The sequence below is a fragment of the Paraburkholderia sp. AV2 genome (assembly GCF_054968425.1).
Map to the genome: position 1 here is coordinate 180,812 of NZ_JBANLK010000001.1, position 17,835 is coordinate 198,646.

A 17,835-nucleotide genomic window follows, 5' to 3' on the forward strand; every position below is an offset into this window, starting at 1 on the left:
AACGGGTACGGTTCGAGTACCGTACCTAAAGCCGCGCGCCGGTGCCGGTCGGCACCGGAACGTCCTGCAAACAAACACACAAACGCACCACCACGGCCGCACCACGGCGCGGCCCTGCTGCCGGTTCCCGCGCTGATGCCTGGTCGCATCGTCCCGCCCGTTGTGCGCTCAAAGCCGCCGTTTCCCGACGCATAGCCCATCCGCTCGTCACCACCAGGGCACGCTCCGCTTTCATCGGCACCCGGTCCCTACGGGCTGCGGCTTTCTCTGAACCCTGGCAGTGCCGATTGTTCTGGCCTGTTCATGCGTCACGGCAGGCTCCGAAGCGCACAACCAACGAACGGGAGGGCAAACGATGACCAGGCACCAGCAACCGGCAGGCAGCAAAGCAACGTCGCGCGGTTCCTCGCCCCCACGGCCCACCAAAGCGCAGCACGTGAGAACTTGAGTTTTTCGTAGAACCTGATGTACTCCAGGTACCGCGTTAGTGCTAACGGCACTGCACACCGCACATTGAACGGAGAGGAACATGGCACGGATCGAGGGACGTTTGAAACTGCTGGGCGAGGGGCGCGTTGATCAATACGGCTGGACGATCCGTTCCGTTGCGGAGATCGGCGACCACGAAATCCGAAACCTTCGGGTGTCGCCGCGGCTTGGTAGTTATTTGAACGTGGGCGAGCCCGTCGCGCTCGGCGTGCAGCGCATCCTGGGCGCCACCACGGTGTACGCCGTCGCGAGCCCGGACGGGCGCGTGCGCCACGGTGCCATCGGTGGCCTGCTGTTTCTGCTGATGTTGTACGTCCTCGCGGGCCTGTTCTGCTGGCACGAAATCACGAACCACGGATCGGCGCTCTACGGTGCGGCGATCGCGGTGTTGGCCTGGATGGCCCTTGGTCCGCTCAACGCGATACGGCTGTGCGTCGCGTTCGACCCGATGAAAACCTGATCGCACACATCACCGCGTCCCATCGCAAGGCGGCCCCGGCCGCTTTTTTTGCGCCCATCGTGGGCGCTTTTTTTCGCGGCACGCCTCGTACCGGCATTGACTGAAGGGTTTTCTGGAGCGACCTTGGTGTTAGTGCTAACGGCATAGCCGTTGCGCTTTCTGCTCTTTAACAACCTGCTCGAGGCCATTCCATGCGCCGCTTTTTCAAGACCCTCGCGGGGCCGCTTGCCCTGTTCGCGTTGCTGTTCAGCGGCAACGCGCACGCAGCGGACATCTTCACGCCGCCCTCGACCGACTGGATCATGGTCCACGTCATGCCGTTGCTTGGCGCTGGCTCGGACGCATCGGCCAGCCCGTTCAGCCCGCTGTTTGAGATTTTCAACAGCGCCATGCTCTCGCTCGGCGGACTGATCGCGGCGTACGTGATGATCGCTGGTACGGCAGCCACGGCTCACGACGGCGAAATGCTGGGCAAGCAATGGTCGAGCATGTGGATGCCGGTCCGCACGATGCTGGGGCTCGCGTTCGTCCTGCCGGTGAAGGGCGGATTTTGCGTGATCCAACTGATCGTGCTTTGGCTCGCGACGAACGGCATCGGTTTGGCGGACAGCGTGTGGAGCACGTACCTGTCGAACTGGACGCAGCAAACGGCGACGTACACGAGCCCGGTGCTCGACGTGAAAGCGCGGGCACTGTTCGAGAGCCTGGTGTTGAGCAACGTGTGCTACGAGAGCGTGCGCGGCACGTACGCCAGCGAGTCGGCGGACGACCAGGCCACGGTCAACCAGTTGAACAACGGGCAGGACATTTCGTCGTCGGTCGGCGCAACGTGGTTCAGCGACCTCGACCCCAACGGTGCGGGAACGGTCGGCTACAACTTCGGGCGGACCGGTGACGGTTCGACGTACGCCGCGTGCGGCACCGTGACCGCCACACTGAAAGGCACCACGGCCAGCACGTCGAACACCAACGGCGCCGGGCTGCAGACCGCCACGGCCTGGCTCAACGCGGCCCCCGCGACGAGCGCGATCGAGTCGGCGCACGTCGATGCGCTGAAAACGATGCAGAACGCTGCAGACAACCTCGCCAAGCAGATGGTGGGTACCGCGGGCAACGGCGCGCTCGCACCGGCCACGGTCAACGCGGCGATCGACGCCGCTGTAAAAGCCTACGAGACCACGGTGAGCGCCAAGGCCAACGCGGCGTTCGCCGCCGCGATGGGCAACGGCCAACTGGCGTCCAGTCTCGGCGCAGATGGGTTCGTGGTCTCGGGAGCCGAGTACGCGGCCTTGGGTCGCATGAAATCGGACGTGAACGCGTCGGTCTCGAACGTGCCGACGGCCGTGGACGGGATGACCGCCGGCAAGGTGGGCCTGATGGGCCTTTTCGACAACCAGACCGACTCGGACGTGAAGCACGCGCAATCGCTGCTCGACGCGGCGAACACCCAGGCCGCGGCCAAGCATGGCGGCGGTGGTGGCGAGGACAAGTTCTCGAAGATCATCAACGTGTTCGCCGGCCAAGGCTTCACCGCCGTGACCGATCCGAACGAAGACCCGATGATGCGCGCGTACGACGTGGGGCAGGGGCTGATCACGACGGTGCAGAGCGCTGGCGTCGCCGCCGCGGGCGTCATGGGGCTGGCCGCCATTCCGGCCGCCGGCCAGGTTGTGGTCGCCGCATCGGCGCTGTTCGGCGGTCTGTTCACGTTCATCGCGTCGTGCCTGCTCGTCCCCGCGTTCATGCTCTGCTTCGTGTTGCCGATGATGCCGTTCTTCGCTGTGGCCCTGGCCGCCTTTGGCTGGCTCGTCATGCTGTTCGAGAGTCTGGTGGCCGCGCCGCTTTGGATGATCACGTTCCTGTCGCCGAACCACGGCACGGATGGCGTCGGCTCGCAAAAGCAAGGGCTGATGATGCTGTTGAGCCTCACCCTGCGGCCGGCCTTGATGACCTTGGGCGTGTGCGGCGCTTACATCCTCATGCAGCCGATCGGGCTGTTCGCCAACACCATGTTCGGCGTGGCTTGGGGCGCGACGGGCGGCGGCGGTGGCCTGTTTGAACTCGTGCGCATGATCGGAGGCGCGATCCTGTTCATGATGTTCCTGTTCCAGTGTGTGCGCTTCTGCCTGAAACTCATCACGAGCGTGCCCGACAACGTTCTGGACTGGATCGGTGGCGGCCACGGCGCGGTGCTGGGCGGCCACGTTGAAGAAATGGGACGCGGTGCCAACGCCGCGAGCACGGCCGGCGCGGGTGCCGCGGGCGCGGCGCTCGGATCGGCCGCCGCAGGTGCGGCAAAGGGCGCGGATGCGTTGCGCAGCAAACTGGCCGGCATGAAGCAGGCGCGCGAACGCGAGGTCGGCGGCCAATCCGAGCGGGGCGATGGCGGTACGACGATCCCGGTCCCGAAGGGCGGTACGACGCCGCCCACCGGCGGTCGCGGCGACCTGCCCGCGGAGCCCACGACGCTGAAAGACGCCAAGGCCAGCGCAGCCGCGGGCGGTGACGCGGGCAAGCCGGCGGTGCAAGCGGGCAGCGCAGGCTCCAGCAAGGCCGAGGCGCCGGCCACGGCCAGCCCCGAACGGGCAGCGTCGGGCAGTTCGCAGGACGCGGCCACCGCAAGCCGTGCGGACCTGGCGAAAAGCCTGGCCGCGAACATGGAACGCGCAGCCGCGATCCGCGAGCGCCTGGTCGAGCCCACCGAGCACGCGGCCGAGGCTGAAAAGCAGCAGGACGGCGCAGCAGGACGGCGAGAAGGACGGTAAGAAGGAGGACAGCGGCACCGCGTGAGCGGCGGTGCGATGACCAGCACAACGGGCGGCCACAAGCCGCCCGTTTTTCGTTGTCCCAGGGATTCGCGACCTGGGCCGAAGGCAGCAGCGGGGCGCGCAAGCGCACCGGGGTGTTTCGCGTGAGCGCCCGAGAAAAACCTGAAGGCAACGGCTCGACCGATCCAGCATCGCGTGCAGAAACCCCCCTAAAACAAGGGGTAAAACGTAACGGCCCGTGCCCGTTTGACACGAGCCCTCTCTAGAGAGAGGGTGGTTTGTGGCGTTAGCACTAACGCCAAAACCAACCGGAGCACACCACATGCAACGCCTCGACCACCACCTCACCGAGCGCACCGCCAACCGCGCGTACCTCATGCAAACCGCCGTGGCCCACATCGGCGCCATCGCGTTCATCGCCAACCTCACGCTTGGCGTTCTCGAAACCCTCGACGGCCATTGGTCCGGTTTGCTGGGCCGCCTGGGCGTCGCAGCGTTCACCGCGGCGGTGTGGTTCAGCGGTTCGTTCCGCGCGAACCTCATGCGTCAACGCGCAACCGAAGGCCGCCCGATCGAACTGCTGCGCCGTCCGAGCGACTGGCTCCCGTCGCCGTTCGGGTTCGTCCGTGCGGCCATCGGCGACGAGCGCGTGCAACTGCTCCCGTCGAGCAAGACGAAATGAGGTCCGCCATGCGCATCCCCAGCCTTCCCAGCATCGCCGACCTGATCAAGCACGTGCGGCTCGGCCTGTTCATCATCATGGCCTCGATCGGCGCCTGGCAAATCGCCGACGCGCTGCGCGGACCGGCCGACCAGGCGCCGGGCCACTGGATCGCCGCCGCCGTGAGCGTCGGCGTGGCCGCGCGGTTCTACCTCGCCAAACGCTCGCAGTTCAACCTCGCAGCCGACGCGATCGAGCGCCTGGCCGCTCGCAAGACCACGAAGTGAGGCCGGCCATGTTCGACATCAGCACCGCTTTTCCCGACGACCGTTTCGACCTGGCGTACTCGACCGACCGCGCCGCTCGCAATCGCCACGAGACGCGCATCGCCGCGCTGCGCGTTCGCAAGCACATCGCGCTCACCGAACAAGCCCGCAACCGCGTCCGCAGCAGGCTCACCGCTGAACCTGCCCCGGCCGACGCTCCCAGCGTGCGCAGCGCGCTGGCCGCCTGGGACGCGCACGTGGCCGGCGCCCGGGCTCACTTCGCGGCGCAAGACGAAGCGTACCGCCTCGCGCGCCTGCTGCCCGACCACGACGGCATCGAAAGTCCGTCGCCGGTGTGGCGGGCGATGCTCAACGACCTGCACGACCTCAACAGCATCGAGGCATGACCATGCGCACCGTCCGAACCACCCTCGCCATCACCATCACCACCGCGCTCGTGTGCAACCTGGCCCACGCCGACACGCTGACCATCGACCAATCAATGGCCGCACGTCATGCGCTCGACGCCGTGCAGGCCGCCGGTGCGCGCGTCAACGCCAAGCCCGACGTGCGGGCGTGGCTGCTCGACCAGGTGACCACCGCCCGCACCGCGCTCGAAACCGCCCCGCGCGGCGACGTGAAGCAACGCTTGCTCGACGTGGCGATCCGCGCCCGCGTCGCCGGTATGCTGCTCGACGCGCCTGCGCTTGTACCGGCCGCGGCCATCGTTGACAGCCTGGCGCACGGCTTATGAACCGCGTTCTCAACACGATCATCACGGCGTTGCTCGCGGCGCCCATGCTGGCCGTAGCGGCACCGCTGCCCACGGCCAGCGACCTGCGTTCGTTGTTCGTCGTCGAGAACCCGCCGCTCACGAACGAGTTCGGCGCGCTGCTGATCCGAAACCAGTTCGACGCGCGACCGATGCTCGCGTGCGACCTGCGCAAGGCCCATCCGTCCGCCCTGATCCTCACGGATCAAGAGGGCGGCATCGTGCGCGACCTGAAAAACGTGGAGGCCCCGCCCGCACCGTGGGACGTACCCCGCATGACGGCCAGCGAGTTCACGGCGCAAGTGAAGCGGGCCGGCGACGCTCTAGCGAACAGTTGCGTGGACATCGACAACGCGCCGGTGGCCGAGGTGCAGGACGCGCAGCGCAGTTACAGCAACGACCCGCAGCAGGCCGCGACGATCGCCGCGCGCTTCGCGCAGGCCATGACCGTCGCCGGCATCGCTCCGGTGTTGAAGCACTACCCGGGCAAACTCGCCTCGTGCAAGCCCGTGGCCTCGCTCCCCGGCTACCAGTTGCGCAAAGGCAGCCACGAGGTCGAAAACTGCCCCGGTTCAGCGGCGGACGTGTGGCGCATGGCCGACGCGTTCCCGGTGAACGCGGCCCCGCTCGTCATGATGAGCAACCGCGTCTACCCCGGCGTGTCGCCGGTGCCCGCGGTGCTCGATCCGGTGTACGTCCGGCGCTTGCGCGCGGCCGGCTTTCACGGCCTGGTCATGACCGACGCCTTGTGGGAAATCTCGAACCGCCCGCAGGCCGTCGTGCAGGCGTTGCAGGCCGGTGCCGACGTGATCCTGCTGCCGCAACCGCGGCAGGTCGATGAAGCGATCCCGCTGATCCTCGCCGCGTTGCAATCCGGCGCCCTCGACCCGGCGGTGATGCGCGACCGGCTCGACCGCGTGGCCGCGTTCAAGGCTGCGGCCATCGCCCGACGCACCCCGTCGCCCGACGGGCTTCTGAACCTCACGCTCGCGCCAGCAGGCGCGGCGCACTGAACCGGAGTCCACCATGAGCACGATGAACGACGAACAGTATGACCTGCACGACGAGGACGACGACGACCTGGACGACGACGAGGACCATGCGCTCGACTCGGACGTTGCGCTCGACCGTTTCACCGACCGGGCTATGCGCCACGGCCGCCGCGCGGCGACCTGGCTATTGGTCGGTGCGGTCGCCGAGGTCGCGGTGCTCGCCGGCCTCGATTGCATCGAACCGTCGCTTTCAAAATGGCTGATCCTGCCGGTGGTCGTGACCACCGTGGCCTTGATGCTCACGATCGTTGTGCTGATCGATAAGCGTTGGAACCGGCATCGCGTGAAGATGGAGAGCGTGATCGGGGAAGCGATGGGCTGGCGCAGCGACGTGCAGCAGAAACGGGAAGGCGAGGAGCGAGCGTACACGCGGCGTCACTTCGCGCGGATCGAAGAAGAGAGGCTCGACGCACTTCGCGAAGAAATGACGTGGAGCGTCGGCCCGGCCCCGCTGTACATCGACGCCGACGATCACGAAGCGATCGCGGCTTACGAGCAGCGGCGCGAGATCGGCCCCGAGTTCGGTGACCTCTTCGACTCGCTGAACGGGCCGGACGACCCGACCGACGGCGACGCGGAGTCGGACAACGTGCCCAACGTGCCCGCGGTGCAGGCGTGGGTGCAGCGCTGGGCCGGCATGAAGCCCGTCAAGAAGCCGCGGCCGGTCGCGCTCGTGAAGCGGCACACCGACGCCGAGGGCCGGCGCCTTGAACGCGAACTTTGCCGCTCGATCAACAAGCACTGGGGCGGTGCGTTCCATCGCCTGATCGCCGAAGGTGCGGACGTGAACGGTCACAACGGTAGCGGTAAGCCCTTGGGCATCGCGGTGTTGCGCGGGCGACTGGATCAAGTGTCGTGGCTTCTCACGCTTGGCGCGGACCCGAACGCGCAGTACCACGGCCGGACGATCATCGCGACGCTGATGCGGCAAGTCGAGCAGTACGCCGACGAAGGCGGTGGCGACGGCGACGACCACGAATGGCCCGAGCGGATCGAACTGCTGGCACGCTGGGGCGCGGACCCGCACCTTGAGAACAGGTGGTACGACGAAGACGATGACGACGAAGGCCCGAACGCCTGGCCGTTCATCCGGAAACGGCCGGTGCTTTACGAGGCGTTCATGAAAGGCGTGGCAGCGCGGCAGCAGGCCGACGACGACACCCGCCGCCTGCTGGCTGGCGCTCGCGAGGCCGTCGGTCTTGCCGAAGTCGCCGACGAAACCCGCGACCTGCTGCGCGCAGCACGAGGCGCAGGCCGCGCGTGACGATGCGTTGGAAAAAGCCCGGGAAACCGGGCTTTTTTGCTGGCTGGCTTTCTTGCTAAAGATGCTCCGCCTGGTAGGTACAGGGGAGGAAAATCAGCGGGAGAGCGGCATGGCAAAGCGGACGTTTCGGCCTTATGGCGATGCGAGCGCGTGGGCGCAAGAGGAAGGCATCAGGACGATGGCCCAGTGGCGGTTGCGTTCGCTGCGCAAGGAACTTCCCGCCGATCTTCCAGCGGCACCGTATCAAATCTACAAAGGCGAATGGAAGGGTTGGGGCACGTTTTTGGGCACAGGGCGACGCTACCGTGGGGCGTGGTGCTCGTACCACGAGGCGGCGGCTTGGGGACAAGCCGAGGGAATCAAAACGGGGGCGGCCTGGATGGCGCGGAAGGACTTTCCGGCCAACATCCCGGCAGACCCCTTCAAGGTCTATGGTGACGAGTTCAAGTCTAACGGCGGATGGCCCGGTTTTCTCAACACCAGCATGATCAGGGGGCGATCCATGATCGAGTTGGCGCTGGCGCACGGCCTTGGATCGGTGCTGATCCTCGACCAAACCCGCCGTGCGACGATTGACCCTGGCGATGGCGGGCGAAAAATCCAGGTTGACCTGATCGACCGGAGCCGACGGCTTGCCATTGAATACGACGGCTCCTACTGGCATCAAGAAACGCAAACGAAGGATCGGCGCCAAGTACGGCGGCTGAACAAAGCCGGCTGGACGGTGGTACGCGTTCGCGAAGCACCGCTCGGACTTCTCGATCCAACGCTTGACCTTCAGGTGGATCGACCGGAGGGCAACTACGGGCGAGTGGTCCACGCTGTTTTACGTCACCTTGCTTGCTTGATCCGCGACGGGCGATTGCTGAACGACGGCCTACTGGACAAGATCGAGCAAGCCCTTGGTAAGCCGATGGACCCGTCTGCATTTTGTGCGATCGCGACGCACAGTTGGAGGTCGTACGAGGAGGCAGCAACGTGGGCGCAAGCCGAGGGAATCAAGACCTTTGACGACTGGATAGCCCGGTGCCGACGAGGCGATCTCCCAGCCGACATTCCGGTGAAACCGGCGAGAACCTACAAGGGTGACTGGAAGGATTGGGGCACATTTCTGGGCACAGGGCGACTCTACCGTGGGACGTGGTGCTCGTACGACGAGGCCGCCGCCTGGGCTCGCGCGGAAGGTATCCAAACCGCTGAAGCATGGAAGGATCGTTCGGTGAAAGGTTGTTTGCCGAAATACGTGCCTGCGAATCCTCAAAAGATTTACAAGAGCGAGTGGAACGGCTGGGGCGCTTTCCTTGGCACAGGACGGAAGCCGAACAGGCACCCGAACGCACCACCGTTCCGATCGTACAGCGACGCCAGCGCGTGGGCGCAGCGAGAAGGCATCGCATCGCAACGCCTTTGGTATGAGCGGTGTAAAGATGCGTCGTTCCCCATCAACATTCCGAAGAAGCCTGAACCCGTTTACCGTGACGAGTGGACGAACTGGGGCAACTTTCTTGGCACAGGACGAAAACCTGGCGGTCAACCACGACTCAAGCGGCCGACCAATCTGTACGTCATCCGCCTCACCAAGCCCACGGACCGCACGCCCGTGCTGTTGCCAGCGAACGATCCCGCGTTCGTGATGCCGATGGCCGCGTAACCACACCGTCGCGACCAAGGCCGCAGGCGGATCGACGGGGCGCGCAAGCGCCTCGTTTTGTCTTGCATGGGTGCGCGCACAACCATCGCCTGCGCACAAAACCAACCCCACAAAACGGGCGCGTATCCGCGCCGGGCGACCCGCTGGCGCCAGTCACCACGGGCCACGGCCGGGCTCTTTACGGCCGCGTAACCGTCGCCGTAACAATCGGTGTTAGTGGCAAAAATATATAAGTCGTTCGGCGCTAAAAAGTATTGCATTTATCCAGCGGTACGAGAGACTGAAGGTGTAGGCAGCGCATACGCAACGCCACTCAAACCCAAGGAGACCATCATGCAAGCAACCATCGCAACCCGCACCGTGTTTCGTTTCGTCGGTCACAACGAGGTCGTGGCCGGACACGGCGAAACGCGCATCGAAGCCATCGACGACGCCCGCGCAACGCTCGGAGAACCGATGATGACCCAGGCCGACGTTGACGAGAACGGCTACGTCGTCGAGGTCGAACAACGGCAAGACCCGGACACGGGCGAATGGATCGACATGAAATAAGCCCGCCCCGCCAACGCTCCATCAGTGCCCGCCTCACGTGCGGGTCGGGGCGGTACCAGCGCCGTCCCGGTGCTGATCACTGAACGGAGTTCATCATGGCAAAGACCACCACAACCCAACCGGACCTCATGTCGATTTACGAACGGGCATCGGCCGTCGCCACCGCTCCCGGCTTTTCGTGCGCGCTGGGCGGCTGGAGCGCAAAGGCGGTTCAGATCGACGTGAGCGGCTACAGCCAGATTTACGTCGAGGACGCACCGCACGATCCGAAAAATCTGATGTTCGTGCTGGTCACGAACAACCCGGCGAGCAAGAAGTTCACGGTGTCGGAAATCACCGAAGCGCAGTTCGACCAGTTCGTGGCGATCGAGTATGACCCGCGTGCGTTCCGCGGCGAAGGCGTCGCCATCCGCCGCGCGCTCAACCTGGCCGAGGCCATCGCGCCGAACGTCCTGCGGCATCAGAGCGGCAAAAAGGAGAAAGCCGGCGGCTACCGCTTCGCGTAAGCGATTCGCCGATGCTCCCACGGGCCGGTCCGCAAAGGGCCGGTTTTTCAGTACCGGGACCAACTCAGTCCCGAAACCTGGGAGCCCAAAGCATGATCACCACGCCCACCGCCGGCCGCGTGACCGCCACACAGGCCGCCGCGCTCACGGGCCGGGGCATCGCCACCGTTTCTCTGGCCGCACGATCCGGCGACCTTCCGTTTGTGGTCGTCAACGGCGTGCGCCGGTTCGCGCCGGCCGACCTGCACGCCTGGCAGGCGGCGAAGCACGCACCGCCGACCGGCCCGCTTCTCTCGTTCTCCGATGCCTGGCGGCTGATCGGTTACGCGAACCGCTCGAGCATCACACGGGCGATCGAGGCCGGACGGCTCACCGTCGTGCTCGACGAGCACGGCCGGCCTCGCCTGAATCGTGCGGACGTTGAAGCCTTGGCCGAACAACGACGGGCGAGGAAGGCGAAGCGGGCTTGACGACGACTCACCATGATCCCGTTACGCCACGGCTTTCTTCCGCGCCCGCTTTGGCTTTTCAGCCGGCAGGAGGCTCGTCAACTTGCCATACAGACCGAACAGAAATGAAACCCGGCCGGCGTCCGACTTGTCGCCCTTGAATCCGTACGCAGCATCGACCGCGCGATCGTTGGCCGCGTGGGCCTTGCGCAGTTCAGCCGGCATCGTGCGCGGATCGTAAAGATCGGCCAGCGACGAGCCCGGGTACAGGGTACGAGCATCAAGGATCGCTTGCGCGGTCGCTTCCAGCGCCTGGCGTTGCGCGTCGGTCGGGCTGGGCCACGGGTAGTTGTTGAACACGATGTTGACGGAGTATTGGTAGTCGCTTTTCAAGCGGCCCGTCACCGTGCGAACCCATGCCATGTGCATCGTCGAATGCAGAACCGCGAAGTGGTAGAGCGTCGCGTCGGGCATCAGGCGCACTTTGTTGCTCGCCAGCGTCGGCGGGGCCAGGTATCCCAGCGGGATGAACTCGCGGCGATACGACGAGACTTCAGGGATCACCAAAAACGGCTTGTCCGGCATGAACTCGACGTGAAAGCGGGTCGGCGTTTCGGCCAACTTCTGCGTCGGAGCACTATCGCTCGCAAGACGGCTCTTGCGCACAGCCTCGACACGTTTCATGCATTCGGGCAGCGCGCGCAGTTCGTTCGGTTTCAGATCACCCAGCCACAGGCACCAACGACTCAGGTTGTTGATGAACTCGACCGAACCGTACCACCGGCGAAACAGCGGGGCGGCTTTCGGTTCAAGTTGGATGAACGCGGCCTTTTCGTCGTCGGTGAACAGGTAATGCCCACCGTCGATCGGCTTGTTCCCGATACCGATTTCCGGCACGGGGCAGATCGGCGTGCGCCGGTTCGGCAGCAGGTAGTCGGGCGCATCGACCAGGTAAGGGTTGATGCGTTTGGCCGCGATGACGTGCGCGTTCTCGGCCTTGATGTCGCCGGTGTAGTCGTAAATCGTGCAGTGCTCCGGCACGCGCAGACCAAAGCCGATGATGACGCAATGCACCTGCGCGATGCCTTTGCCTTCGTTGCTCCATTGGAACGTCCGATGCGCGAACCGGATCTGAACACCGCCTTGCAGCAACGGCCCCCACAGCACGGACACCTGCTCGCCCTGCGTGATCGAGTTGGTCGAGACGAACGCCACGTCGATCGACGGGTTTTGCTGGATGTACGCCAGCGCCTTAACGTACCAGGCGGCCACGTAGTCCAGCAGACCGCCGTTCTTGATCTTCGCAAAAATCAGGCGAGCATCTTCCCGCTGGGAATCGCTCAGGTACTTCGCACCGATGAACGGCGGATTGCCCATCACGTACGAGCATTGTGCGGGCGGCAGGATCGACGCCCAATCGACGCGCAGGGCGTTGTCCTGATGGACGTGCGGTGTGTCCACCAACGGCACCGTCGGGCGGGTGTTGCCGAAGCGGTCCGCCGACTCGAGGTTCATCTGGTGATCGGTGATCCACAGCGCGACGCGGGCGATGTGCGCCGCCGCCGCGTCGATCTCCAGGCCGTAAAACTGGTTGACCCGCACCCGGCAAAGCGTGGACACGTCCAGCAGGCCCGGGCCTTGCCCGAAATCGACGAACAACGCCGCGATCACGTCGTTTTCCAGGCGACGGAGTTCCCGGTACGCGATCACCAGGAAGTTCCCGCAGCCGCAGGCCGGATCGAAGAACGTCAACGTTGGCAACTTGTCGTACAGCGCTTGCAACCGCGGCTTGCTCTTGCGGGCCTTCTCAAACTCGGCGCGCAGGTCGTTCATGAACAACGGGTTGATCACCCGCAGGATGTTGCGCTCCGAGGTGTAGTGCGCGCCAAGTTCCCGCCGGCTGGCCTGGCGTTTTTCGTCGGGCGTGTGCGCCTCGAGCACGCCTTGGAACATCGCCCCGAAGATCGCCGGGCTGATCCCGCTCCAATCGAGTTCCGCGCACTTCACCAGCAGGTCGCGCATGGCCCGATCGAACGACGGGATGCGCGTTTGTTCGGCGAACAACGACCCGTTGACGTAGGCGAAGGCCGCGAGGTTTTCATCGAGGTTGCTCGACCGTTCCGTGTCCGGCGTGTCGAGCACGTCGAACAGCGCAAAAAGGCTTTGGCCGGTGTCCCGCCCATCCTCGCGCGTCGCCTCGACGTACCGCCGGAACATCCCGTCCTGCCCGAAAATGCCCGTGTCATCGGCGAAGAGGCAGAACAGCAGGCGCGTCAAGAACACTTCCAGGTCGCGGCCCCGGAAGTTGGCCTGCAACAACGCCTCGTGCAGCCGTGAAACAGCGTAGGCCGCTTGCCGGTTGATCGGGGATTCCTCGACGATGGCCGGCGCGGTCTCGCCGTCGATCAAAAACCGGAACCAGCCCGCGTGCTTGGGCAGGTCGGAGAGTTTGCATTCGGCCTGGGTGTCGGTCCGCAGGTCGTACAGCCTGAACCGTGCGAAGTCGGACACGATGATGTAACGCGGGCGCTCGCCTTCGGGCAGGGCCGTGAAGTAGTCGGACGCCTGGCTGAACGCGGAGTTCAGGTCTTTACCCTTGCTCTTGTGCTCGACGATCAACAGGCCCGGGATGAAACTATCAATGAACCCACGGGTACCGTCGATCTTATCGACGGCCTTCTCGTAAATGGTCGCGGACTCCGGGCGGATGCCGAAGCACTCGTAAAACCGCGCCCAAAACAACTTGGCGTCCGCGTTTTCGCGCTCCGCCTGCTTCCATTGTTTGGCGAACGCCTGAAGGCGGGTACGGATTTCCGGGAACGAGAGAGCGGACATAGGGCGCGGCGGAAAAAAGGACCAGAGATTGTATCTGGGAAAGCGCCCATTCCCGTGCGAAGCGTGGCCGTTCCGTTCGCGAGCGACAGGCCAGCGGTCCGGGCCTTCGGAACAGCAAAATCGCCCCTCGTTGACATTGCCGGCAAATGCCGGCAAACTTATCTTACAGATGCCGGCATTTGCCGGCGTTTTTCAGCCAGGACGGTCCCATGTCAACAGAGTACAAGCCCACGCTACGCTTTAACGCGCTCGAAACTCGACGCATCAACTCCGCAGCCGGCGCGGCCGGCCAGAAGCCGGCCGAATGGATGCGCAAACTGATCCTCGATCACGCCCCGCCGTTGACCATTGCTGATCCGCTGGCCGTGCGCGTGGCCGGCTTTGAAGAGCGCTTTGGTTGGAACCTGATTCATTATGCCGACGCGTTGGCGCACGCCGAGACTTTTCAGACGGACATCAGCGATATTGCGGACTACATGGAGCGCTACACGACGACACAAGACGGGGAGGTCTGGATCGACGGCGAAAAACTCCCGGGCGTGTCGGCCGGCGATGTGACCAGTGTAGAAGCGAGGGCCGTCGATCTATGTCGAGCGATCAACCTCGCGCATATACGCGCACTGCTTTCGACGGAGGGGGCGTAGGCCAGTTGAACCGTCGCGGGGCGGAGCACGGTAACCAACGTTTATGGTGCTCAACGGCTTGACCACCGCCTCGCGCTGCGCGCGACCCGTGGAAAACGGGGCTCTGGCGTGCGGCGTTCGCCGCTGGCCCCGTTTCCCACAGGCTCCGGGCCGTGGACAAACCTTCACCGGAAGCCGCGCATGTCCATTGCCGCGCCGAGCCGGTTGTACCACTCTTGCGCGCCTCGGCCCGTGTGGAAGTAGACGCGGTGCTGCGGCCGGTCGAGGTCCGTCGTGCTGATCACGATGTGCGGTTTGACCATTGCGTTCGATGTGCTCACCTCGACCGTTCGCACTTGGTCGAACGACAGCAGCCGCGGTGCGCTGAACCAGCCAGTTTTGACAAGCAACTGGCGGCTCGTCGGATCGAGTTCGAGGCGGCAGCGGCCGAGGCCTTGAGCGTGGCGGTGCGTGGGATTGAACGACATGGTGTTCTCCGTTGGTGTTGAATGCAGAAACGGCCCCTCGCGGAGCCGTTGAAAAATCAGGTCAAGCGTTCATCAGTTCAAGAAACCGTCGAGCCGTTGATACAGGGTCGATTCGAGGCTATTGGAACCGTCCGCGGTGTGCAGCAGCAGGGGCGACCCGTTAGCGTCCCTGAACGTGGCGTTGAACGCCGTATCGAAGGCCGTTTCCAGTTGCGGTGAAATCGAGCCCGCACCGCCCACGCAGGCGTTGTACTGGCCCGTGGGCATCCCGGTCGTTTGCGTGACCGGCGGGATCGTCCCCGCCGGCCACGGCTGGGCACACAGGGCCATCGCGTCGGCCTTGTAGGTCTCGACGAAGTTCTTCAGGTTCGTCAAGCCATAGCCCAAGCCGCCCGGCGCGCTGCTGGTCAAATACTGCAACGTCGCCTCGTACGCGCCGTACGCGTTCAAATCGGTGTTCGGGTTCGACGCGGCCAGCACGTCGCCGGCCTGGACGGTCGCCAGCACGCTCGTTTTCGTGCCGATGCTCTGCCCGGCGACCGTTTGCGCCGTACCCTCTTGAAACCAAATCTCACCGCCGCCGAACGGCTCCATGAGGGAGTACAACGCGGCGTGCGTGCTTTCGTGAACAACCAGCGGGGCCATCGCATCGAGCGACTTGGCGCCCGGGTAGCGAGTGTCAAAGTTCGGGCTATCCGCGCTCATCAACTGCATGACCGGGCCGGGCAGCCCGAGCACCGTCTGGCCGGTGATCGCCGTTCCGGTTTCACCGATGCCTTGACCGAGAGCCTTGTCCACGCACAGCACCACCTTGTTCTGGCCGTCGAACGCCGTGCCCGTCGCGGGCAGCGCCAGCGCCGTGCGAACGGTCGGGAGTGCCTGGTTCTCGAACTGGTCGGCCGCGAGTTCTTGCGCCTTGACGCTGGCGCCGGCCGAGAACACGATCACGTCCGGCGCGTCCACCACCGTCGTGCTCACCGTCGAGCCCGAGCAGGCCGATTGCAGCCCGCTGGTGCCGACGTACGAGTTGAACGACGGCCCGGAGTAGTTCGTTACCACGTCACCGGCGATGTCGGCCGGAGGCGTGTAAGCGGCGAGAAGCGCCTGGCCGTTGCTCGTGCTCGTCGTGGTGCCGGTGCCCGAGCCAGAACCCGAGCCGGAGCCGGACGAACCGCCGCCGCCACCACCGCCGCAGGCGGCTAGAGCGAAGGACACGGCCGCAGCAGCGGCCACCGTTTTCAGCATATTGCTCATCATGAAACCCCCGTAGTGTGCGTTGCGTTTTCCGCCAAGCCGGCCGGCGTTCGTGGCCGGATGTTACCAAAATATGCCAGAGTGGCATATTGAGGTGTTGCAGGGAGCATGTCGCCATGCTTCCGTCCGTTCATCACACCCGCTATCGCCTGGTTCAGGCGCATCTCCGGGCGCTCCGCAAGGGCGCCGGGATGACTCAGGGCGACCTCGCGGTACTGCTCAACGTCGATCAATCGTTCGTGTCGAGGCTGGAGCGAGGGGAGCGTTACGTCGATCTGCTCTTCTATCTGGACTGGTGCCGCGCGTGCGGCGTCGAACCGTCCGACGCCGTGGCGCGGTTGGTCAACAAAGGCGCCTAACCGCGCGCCTGGTCGTTCGGCGGAGGCTCAACCGGCGGCGCCGGCTCGCCCACGTCCAGACCGTCGAACGCCACCGGCCCCGGCCCCTCGTGCTCGTCGAGCAACGACGGGTTGCGCAGCGCCGCGTCGATCAACCGGCGCAACGCGCCCTCACGCCCGAGACCGTGATCGGCCGCGATCGCGTCAAAATCCGCGAAGCGGCCAGCCGGTACGTGCAGCAGGACGACGTGGTGCGACGCCGCCTCACGCTCCGCGTCGAACGCGACCAGTTCGGCGTCCGCCGTTCGGTCCAGCAGTTGGCGCACCACGTTCGCGAAGTTGTGCGCGGGCGACGGCCTCACGTCCGGCGGCATGGCCCCGTAGTACCAGTTACGCAGGAAGGCGTCCGTCGGTTCCGGTTCGTCGTGCAGGGCCGCGAGCTCCCGGTACAGCGGCAGCAGGCCGCAATCGTCGGCCAGACCGATCGACAGCACACCTTCAGCACTCCGGCTATACCGCACCGCATGGTCGGCGCCCGCGACGGTCACGAGCATCGTGAGGTCAGCGATATACGTGCTCGCCGCCCCGTCGTCGGACGCGTCGATGAACCCGAGACGCACCGACGCCTCAACCGCCTTCAGCGTGGCGGCGAACCGCAGCGCCTGGGCCGAGGCCCGTGCTTTCGTGTCGCTCATGACCGCGCCCCGCTCGCCGAGCACGATTTGAACGACGGGCGCGACGTGTCGGCGCCCAGCGACTCCAGCAGGGCCAGCACCTCGTTGCGCGTGCCGCGGGACGAGGCGCCCGGGTAAGCCTTGGACGTTTTGCCAAGGTTCAGGCGGACGGCCCGGTACGGCGTGACGACGCCCACCCGTTCGTCGAACCACCCACCGGCATCGACCGGGTGCCCGTGCTCAACGAGCCAGCGGACGGCGGCCAGGTTGCCGACCCTCGCGGCCTCGTGCAGCGGCGACGTGGTGAACGTGCCCCACGTGCGCGGCAGGTCGATCGTCGCGCCCGCGTCGAGCAGCGCCTGGGCGTTGTCGAGCGCGTGCGGCGAAACAAGTGCGTTGCCGGTGCCCGACGCCATGATCGCGAGCAGCAGCGGCGTGCTACCGCCCGCGTCCTGCGCGTTCACGTTCGCCCCGGCGGCGGCCATGCGCTTGATCGCGGGCGCCCGGCCGAACATCGCGGCGAAGTGCATCACCGTGCGCCGTTGTTGGTCGCTCGGGTCCAGCGCGTTCACGTCCTCACCGGCGGCGATCGCCGCGGTCAGTTCGTCGTCGTCCTGCCGGCGGATGGCCTCGAACAGCGGCGGCAAGGTGCGGGGAATGTCCTGGTCCATAAACGTCTCCTGAAAACAAAAAAGCCCTTGGGATCACGGGCTCGAACGTTGAGAAGGATCGC

General features: G+C 65.3%; 19 protein-coding genes. 14 read left to right on the forward strand and 5 right to left on the reverse strand.

Features of this window, described 5'->3' with window-relative positions; genetic code table 11:
- The first annotated feature begins 529 nt into the window (after nucleotides 1-529).
- From V8683_RS00890 to V8683_RS00945, 12 genes are all read left to right on the forward strand, one after another.
- Nucleotides 530-949: a hypothetical protein gene (locus tag V8683_RS00890; RefSeq protein ID WP_321951571.1), complete on the forward strand. Its 420-nt coding sequence runs from the start codon at nucleotides 530-532 to the stop codon at nucleotides 947-949.
- A 191-nt stretch (nucleotides 950-1,140) separates the two neighbouring features.
- The gene (locus V8683_RS00895) at nucleotides 1,141-3,714 is read left to right on the forward strand and encodes a DotA/TraY family protein (protein ID WP_411187740.1); all 2,574 of its coding nucleotides are present in this window, start codon (nucleotides 1,141-1,143) and stop codon (nucleotides 3,712-3,714) included.
- 325 nt (nucleotides 3,715-4,039) lie between these two features.
- Nucleotides 4,040-4,399: a hypothetical protein gene (locus tag V8683_RS00900; RefSeq protein WP_321951574.1), complete on the forward strand. Its 360-nt coding sequence runs from the start codon at nucleotides 4,040-4,042 to the stop codon at nucleotides 4,397-4,399.
- A gap of 8 nt (nucleotides 4,400-4,407) precedes the next feature.
- A complete protein-coding gene (locus V8683_RS00905) occupies nucleotides 4,408-4,665 on the forward strand; it encodes a hypothetical protein (RefSeq protein WP_321951576.1) in 258 nt (85 codons plus the stop codon).
- 8 nt (nucleotides 4,666-4,673) lie between these two features.
- Nucleotides 4,674-5,051 carry a hypothetical protein gene (locus V8683_RS00910; RefSeq protein WP_411187742.1) on the forward strand — a complete coding sequence of 126 codons (378 nt, stop codon included), beginning with the start codon at nucleotides 4,674-4,676 and terminating at the stop codon, nucleotides 5,049-5,051.
- Nucleotides 5,048-5,398 carry a hypothetical protein gene (locus V8683_RS00915; protein ID WP_411187744.1) on the forward strand — a complete coding sequence of 117 codons (351 nt, stop codon included), beginning with the start codon at nucleotides 5,048-5,050 and terminating at the stop codon, nucleotides 5,396-5,398. Before V8683_RS00910 ends, V8683_RS00915 begins: the two co-directional genes overlap by 4 nt.
- Nucleotides 5,395-6,429, forward strand: coding sequence for a glycoside hydrolase family 3 N-terminal domain-containing protein (locus V8683_RS00920; RefSeq protein ID WP_411187746.1), 1,035 nt, complete (start codon nucleotides 5,395-5,397; stop codon nucleotides 6,427-6,429). The genes V8683_RS00915 and V8683_RS00920 overlap by 4 nt, the downstream gene beginning before the upstream one ends.
- Before the next feature lie 13 nt (nucleotides 6,430-6,442).
- Nucleotides 6,443-7,732, forward strand: a complete 1,290-nt coding sequence (locus V8683_RS00925) for a hypothetical protein (RefSeq protein ID WP_411187748.1) — start codon at nucleotides 6,443-6,445, stop codon at nucleotides 7,730-7,732.
- Complete coding sequence (locus V8683_RS00930) at nucleotides 7,668-9,383, forward strand: integrase repeat-containing protein (RefSeq protein ID WP_150562045.1); 1,716 nt, start codon at nucleotides 7,668-7,670, stop codon at nucleotides 9,381-9,383. The genes V8683_RS00925 and V8683_RS00930 overlap by 65 nt, the downstream gene beginning before the upstream one ends.
- 333 nt (nucleotides 9,384-9,716) lie before the next feature.
- On the forward strand, nucleotides 9,717-9,935 hold the full coding sequence (locus V8683_RS00935) for a hypothetical protein (RefSeq protein WP_060715251.1): 219 nt from the start codon (nucleotides 9,717-9,719) through the stop codon (nucleotides 9,933-9,935).
- Nucleotides 9,936-10,030: 95 nt separating this feature from the next.
- Nucleotides 10,031-10,441: a hypothetical protein gene (locus V8683_RS00940; protein ID WP_150562046.1), complete on the forward strand. Its 411-nt coding sequence runs from the start codon at nucleotides 10,031-10,033 to the stop codon at nucleotides 10,439-10,441.
- A gap of 92 nt (nucleotides 10,442-10,533) precedes the next feature.
- Complete coding sequence (locus V8683_RS00945; protein WP_150562047.1) at nucleotides 10,534-10,911, forward strand: helix-turn-helix domain-containing protein; 378 nt, start codon at nucleotides 10,534-10,536, stop codon at nucleotides 10,909-10,911.
- Nucleotides 10,912-10,932: 21 nt separating this feature from the next.
- Here V8683_RS00945 and V8683_RS00950 read toward each other — a convergent pair whose 3' ends face one another.
- A complete protein-coding gene (locus V8683_RS00950) occupies nucleotides 10,933-13,725 on the reverse strand; it encodes a class I SAM-dependent DNA methyltransferase (protein ID WP_060715248.1) in 2,793 nt (930 codons plus the stop codon).
- 209 nt (nucleotides 13,726-13,934) lie between these two features.
- Here V8683_RS00950 and V8683_RS00955 point away from each other — a divergent pair, with 209 nt between their 5' ends.
- On the forward strand, nucleotides 13,935-14,369 hold the full coding sequence (locus tag V8683_RS00955) for a hypothetical protein (protein WP_060715247.1): 435 nt from the start codon (nucleotides 13,935-13,937) through the stop codon (nucleotides 14,367-14,369).
- A gap of 164 nt (nucleotides 14,370-14,533) precedes the next feature.
- On the opposite strand, the gene V8683_RS00960 is transcribed toward V8683_RS00955, so the two are convergent.
- Both V8683_RS00960 and V8683_RS00965 read right to left on the reverse strand, forming a co-directional pair.
- Complete coding sequence (locus V8683_RS00960) at nucleotides 14,534-14,836, reverse strand: hypothetical protein (RefSeq protein ID WP_411187752.1); 303 nt, start codon at nucleotides 14,834-14,836, stop codon at nucleotides 14,534-14,536.
- Nucleotides 14,837-14,908: 72 nt separating this feature from the next.
- Nucleotides 14,909-16,093, reverse strand: coding sequence for a hypothetical protein (locus V8683_RS00965; protein WP_411187754.1), 1,185 nt, complete (start codon nucleotides 16,091-16,093; stop codon nucleotides 14,909-14,911).
- Between the two features lie 113 nt (nucleotides 16,094-16,206).
- Here V8683_RS00965 and V8683_RS00970 point away from each other — a divergent pair, with 113 nt between their 5' ends.
- Entirely contained in the window at nucleotides 16,207-16,449 is a 243-nt protein-coding gene (locus V8683_RS00970) for a helix-turn-helix domain-containing protein (protein ID WP_411187756.1), read from the forward strand.
- Here V8683_RS00970 and V8683_RS00975 read toward each other — a convergent pair.
- Together V8683_RS00975 and V8683_RS00980 are read right to left on the reverse strand one after the other, a co-directional pair.
- Nucleotides 16,446-17,123, reverse strand: coding sequence for a hypothetical protein (locus V8683_RS00975; RefSeq protein ID WP_411187758.1), 678 nt, complete (start codon nucleotides 17,121-17,123; stop codon nucleotides 16,446-16,448). The two genes, V8683_RS00970 and V8683_RS00975, sit on opposite strands and share 4 nt — an antisense overlap.
- The gene (locus V8683_RS00980; protein WP_411187760.1) at nucleotides 17,120-17,773 is read right to left on the reverse strand and encodes an ankyrin repeat domain-containing protein; all 654 of its coding nucleotides are present in this window, start codon (nucleotides 17,771-17,773) and stop codon (nucleotides 17,120-17,122) included. The genes V8683_RS00975 and V8683_RS00980 overlap by 4 nt, the downstream gene beginning before the upstream one ends.
- Nucleotides 17,774-17,835 lie beyond the last annotated feature (62 nt).

Bases quoted from the DNA above. Each gene is read 5' to 3' on its own strand.
- V8683_RS00895 (WP_411187740.1), top strand. From the start codon at position 1,141: ATGCGCCGCTTTTTCAAGACCCTCGCGGGGCCGCTTGCCCTGTTCGCG.
- V8683_RS00935 (WP_060715251.1), top strand. From the start codon at position 9,717: ATGCAAGCAACCATCGCAACCCGCACCGTGTTTCGTTTCGTCGGTCAC.
- V8683_RS00925 (WP_411187748.1), top strand. From the start codon at position 6,443: ATGAGCACGATGAACGACGAACAGTATGACCTGCACGACGAGGACGAC.
- V8683_RS00890 (WP_321951571.1), top strand. From the start codon at position 530: ATGGCACGGATCGAGGGACGTTTGAAACTGCTGGGCGAGGGGCGCGTT.
- V8683_RS00905 (WP_321951576.1), top strand. From the start codon at position 4,408: ATGCGCATCCCCAGCCTTCCCAGCATCGCCGACCTGATCAAGCACGTG.
- V8683_RS00970 (WP_411187756.1), top strand. From the start codon at position 16,207: ATGCTTCCGTCCGTTCATCACACCCGCTATCGCCTGGTTCAGGCGCAT.
- V8683_RS00915 (WP_411187744.1), top strand. From the start codon at position 5,048: ATGACCATGCGCACCGTCCGAACCACCCTCGCCATCACCATCACCACC.
- V8683_RS00940 (WP_150562046.1), top strand. From the start codon at position 10,031: ATGGCAAAGACCACCACAACCCAACCGGACCTCATGTCGATTTACGAA.
- V8683_RS00965 (WP_411187754.1), bottom strand. From the start codon at position 16,093: ATGATGAGCAATATGCTGAAAACGGTGGCCGCTGCTGCGGCCGTGTCC.
- V8683_RS00955 (WP_060715247.1), top strand. From the start codon at position 13,935: ATGTCAACAGAGTACAAGCCCACGCTACGCTTTAACGCGCTCGAAACT.
- V8683_RS00960 (WP_411187752.1), bottom strand. From the start codon at position 14,836: ATGTCGTTCAATCCCACGCACCGCCACGCTCAAGGCCTCGGCCGCTGC.
- V8683_RS00900 (WP_321951574.1), top strand. From the start codon at position 4,040: ATGCAACGCCTCGACCACCACCTCACCGAGCGCACCGCCAACCGCGCG.
- V8683_RS00920 (WP_411187746.1), top strand. From the start codon at position 5,395: ATGAACCGCGTTCTCAACACGATCATCACGGCGTTGCTCGCGGCGCCC.
- V8683_RS00945 (WP_150562047.1), top strand. From the start codon at position 10,534: ATGATCACCACGCCCACCGCCGGCCGCGTGACCGCCACACAGGCCGCC.
- V8683_RS00975 (WP_411187758.1), bottom strand. From the start codon at position 17,123: ATGAGCGACACGAAAGCACGGGCCTCGGCCCAGGCGCTGCGGTTCGCC.
- V8683_RS00980 (WP_411187760.1), bottom strand. From the start codon at position 17,773: ATGGACCAGGACATTCCCCGCACCTTGCCGCCGCTGTTCGAGGCCATC.
- V8683_RS00910 (WP_411187742.1), top strand. From the start codon at position 4,674: ATGTTCGACATCAGCACCGCTTTTCCCGACGACCGTTTCGACCTGGCG.
- V8683_RS00950 (WP_060715248.1), bottom strand. From the start codon at position 13,725: ATGTCCGCTCTCTCGTTCCCGGAAATCCGTACCCGCCTTCAGGCGTTC.